5 protein-coding genes are annotated in these 3,521 nt (G+C 62.9%); 1 reads left to right on the forward strand and 4 read right to left on the reverse strand.

All coding sequences use genetic code 11. The features are described from left to right. Window positions 1–405: carbon-nitrogen hydrolase family protein (locus AC1DVT_RS18830; protein ID WP_477390765.1), on the forward strand; the 405-nt coding region annotated here is incomplete at its 5' end. A 281-nt stretch (window positions 406–686) separates the two neighbouring features. On the opposite strand, the gene AC1DVT_RS18835 is transcribed toward AC1DVT_RS18830, so the two are convergent. The 4 genes from AC1DVT_RS18835 to AC1DVT_RS18850 all read right to left on the reverse strand — a co-directional run. Then, window positions 687–1,052 carry a hypothetical protein gene (locus tag AC1DVT_RS18835; protein ID WP_477390767.1) on the reverse strand — a complete coding sequence of 122 codons (366 nt, stop codon included), beginning with the start codon at window positions 1,050–1,052 and terminating at the stop codon, window positions 687–689. Window positions 1,053–1,416: 364 nt separating this feature from the next. Continuing rightward, a complete protein-coding gene (locus AC1DVT_RS18840) occupies window positions 1,417–1,806 on the reverse strand; it encodes a DUF6264 family protein (RefSeq protein ID WP_477390769.1) in 390 nt (129 codons plus the stop codon). 367 nt (window positions 1,807–2,173) lie between these two features. Next, on the reverse strand, window positions 2,174–2,497 hold the full coding sequence (locus tag AC1DVT_RS18845) for a hypothetical protein (RefSeq protein ID WP_477390771.1): 324 nt from the start codon (window positions 2,495–2,497) through the stop codon (window positions 2,174–2,176). Window positions 2,498–2,965: 468 nt separating this feature from the next. Beyond that, on the reverse strand, window positions 2,966–3,521 hold a 556-nt coding region (locus AC1DVT_RS18850), incomplete at its 5' end, for a putative PEP-binding protein (RefSeq protein ID WP_477390773.1).

Raw genomic sequence — 3,521 nt, forward strand, 5'->3', positions numbered from 1 at the left:
CTTAGAGGGACGGCGTTCGCGCTATCGGTCTGTTACGACGCGAACTTCCCCGAGCACGCCGCATCARCCGCCGCCAATGGCGCGAGTGTCTACATCAATAGCGGTGCATACTTCCCCGGCGGCGCCGACCGTCGCGATCTGCACCTCGCGTCACGCGCGTTGGATAACGGCGTGTACGTCGTGTTCAGCGGACTCGTCGGCGGTCCAAGCGATTTCATCGGCGGGTCAGCGGTCTTTGATCCCCTCGGACGACGAATCGCCAGTGTGGCCACCTTTGAAGGCATGGCAATCGCGKATATCGATCCAGACCTCATCACAGACACGCGCAACCAGCAGCGGATGTGGGCACACCGGCGCGCAAGCCTGGGCAGCCAGGTCCACCACGTACTGGACCGCGCGAAGTGACGACCGCAATGGAATCTCGCGCCGCGAGACCACCGGCAATTATCTTTGGGATCGACCACGTCGCCTACCCGTGACGAGCCCGTCTGGGCTCTCCCGATCGTGACGAAAGCTGTGAGCAAGCAGATCCTCATCACGTCGGTCGCCGCTACCAGAGCGAGTCCGCTGAGCGGTCCTTCAACGATCGTCCGGAAGCCCTTCTGCACCGACCTCGACTTTCGGTAGCGAGCCTGCCCAGTGCGGGCTACCGGACGTGTGTAGGACAACCGCGCCCTCCGGAACTTTTAGGTGTGGGTAATCAAGAGCGAGAGTGTGTAGCAGGCGATGGGTGCGCTGATCCCCAGAGCCCATACCCCGAGGACAATCCCGTTCACTCGTCTTGGTCTGCTGCTCGTTGTCTGCCTTGCGCCCGCGACGGACATGATCCCAAGAACAACAGCAGCGATCGTCATCGCAACCACGATGAAACCAATCACGCGGTATGCGGTCTGCCCAGGGATGTAAGCAGACTCCACCTGAATGTCACTCCCTGTGGGAGCCAAGGCGATGAGCGCCCAAAACATACCGACCAGTCCGAACAGCGGCGCGGCTATTGCCAGGGAGAGGCTCCACACCCCCAACGCCAGGGAGACCCGCGGCGGATCGGTCATGGGGTTGACTATCCCACTGCATCCGTCAGCGCTTCTAGCCCTCGGTCGGATGCGAGAGAGACCCTAAGTTGAAGGAAGTTGCATACCAATATCGAAGGGGCCCAGTAGGCCCGATCGGGCCGGTCCTGACTGGCCTGCTCGCCGCTGATAGGCGGCCAGCTGGCGCACCTAGCGGGCTGCCTTCGAACCCTCTGGGACTGGCATATTCGGATCGCACCCGAAACACGGTGGTTGACCGGTCGCGATCAGGGCATCAGTACGTTCGCCTCGACATAGACCAATCGGCCGACTCGGTGGAGATCTAGAAGCCGTCGGGGACGAGCATATGAGTCCTACGAGGTGACAACACGTACAGCTAGCCCAGTCAGTATGTCTCCAGGAGTGCGATGACAAGCGCTACAGAGACAGCAAGCGACATCACGAATCCCGCAGCAATCGGGACGTACCAGGCGTGCCTGCGCCGGACAAGCAAGACCACGCTCATGACGACGGAGAGACCGAACGCGACGAACGCTCCCTCATGCACTAGGACGTCAGCAATCCGGAGCGGTCCCGTATCGCAGGGGACGTTTGCGCAGTTGCCCTTAATCTCGACGATCCAACCGTTGAGCGCAAACAAGATCGGCAGTCCCAGGTGGAGAAGCGACGTCCCCACGACAGCCCACCACAACGCCTTCGTAGTCAGGCGGGCGTTAGTCGGAGCGCCCGGCGGCGCGTCCCCATCCGTAGGCGGAAGTGGAGGCGTCGCGCTCATGGGCACACCTTATGCCCGCCGCCGAGACCGGTGACATAGCCTGGACTACCCCTCTGCGCTTGATTGAGATCTGTTTCAAATATTGAGGGGGACTGCCATGCAGATCCCCCGCGTACGCGCCACGGTAGGAGGATCATGATCGCGGTCACTTGTCCTGTCGGCCTCGTTTCCGCCACGGGCCCGCGACGTACAAGATCCAGAGAGTGAAAGCAGCGATCCACATCGCAACCACGACCGAAGCAAGCACGTTTTTCGCGATCAGAGATCGGGGCAGGCGCCGATTCACAGAACGATCCGTAGTCGATGTTGAGGGGCACGGTCATGCACCTCCTACGGTGCGCGCCGCGTGGAGGAATGTTGCCCGCGGCTAGAGCCAGGAACTACTAATCAGCGAATTGACATGCGAAATAAGGAGCACGCCCATCAGAGCGCTAACGCCAATACCGATGCAACCGAGCAGGATCGCTAATCCTCTTCCTGGCGGGCCGCCCGTTCGCCGTGCACGGGCGATGGATGTGATTCCGAAATAGAGGGCGGCGGTCACCATCGCAACGGCGATCGCTATAAGCACGATCCATGCCACAGCGAGAGCCGCCAGGTAGGAGGGGTCAGCCCAACTCCCGAAGGGCGCCAGCGCGAGAATCGCTATGAAGCCGCCGCCGCCATAGATCACTGGAGAGCCCAGCGCCAAGCCGGCACTCCACCACCCACGCGCCGTGGACTCCCGCACAGTCTCTCGAGGCAATCTGGGAGGGGTCGCAGTCATGGGCACACCATACGGCCAGTCACGGAACCAGCGACAGAGACCGGCTTCCACCCCCGTGAGGATGGATCGCGAATGAGACGGTTAGCTGAAGGAGGATGCTTTAGCGGCCAGCATGACGCGTCTCGCGAGCTGAATTCGACCTTCGGGTCTGGAGCACGCCAATCGCATCCGATTTGCCGGTCGCTCACGGCAGCCCCCATTCCGCAACGGGGGCCGTGAATCGGCGCGACCGTTTGACGACGCCTGATCGCAGATAACCCGCTCGCGAAGATGCCCGATGAGGGCATGGCATTCGACGACGACCCGCGTGCCGCGGCATCCGGACCCGCACCGCCCAAGGCCTCGACGCGAACCAGCACCCGGACGCGGTTCCGAATCACCAGGCTGGCCTGTTCAGGCCGGCGTCGGGGTCTTCGCCGCGAGCCGCAGCCAGGTCTCCACGACGGTGTCGGGGTTGAGCGACATGGATTCGATGCCCTGATCGACGAGCCACTCGGCGAGATCCGGGTGGTCGCTCGGTCCCTGACCGCAGATGCCGACGTACTTGCCCGCGCGCCGGCAGGCGGCGATGGCCATCCCGAGCATCTTCAGCACGGCCGGGTCGCGCTCGTCGAACGTCGCCGCGACGAGCCCGGAATCCCGGTCCAAGCCCAGGGTGAGCTGGGTCATGTCGTTGGAGCCGATCGAGAAGCCGTCGAAGTACTCGAGGAACTCGTCGGCGAGCACGGCGTTCGAGGGCAGCTCGCACATCATGATCACCCGCAGCCCGTTCTCGCCGCGGTGCAGCCCGTTCTCGCTGAGCAGCTCGATGACGGCGTGCGCTTCGCCGACGGTGCGGACGAACGGGACCATGATCTCGACGTTCGTGAGTCCCATCTCGTCGCGTACGAACTTCAGTGCCTCGCATTCCATGTCGAAGCAGGCGCGGAAGTCCGGAGAGATGTAGCGC

The organism is Microbacterium sp. P2_F9 (assembly GCF_056403635.1).

Excerpts from the sequence above, each read along its gene's own strand:
- AC1DVT_RS18835 (WP_477390767.1), bottom strand. The coding sequence starts at position 1,052 with ATGACCGATCCGCCGCGGGTCTCCCTGGCGTTGGGGGTGTGGAGCCTC.
- AC1DVT_RS18840 (WP_477390769.1), bottom strand. The coding sequence starts at position 1,806 with ATGAGCGCGACGCCTCCACTTCCGCCTACGGATGGGGACGCGCCGCCG.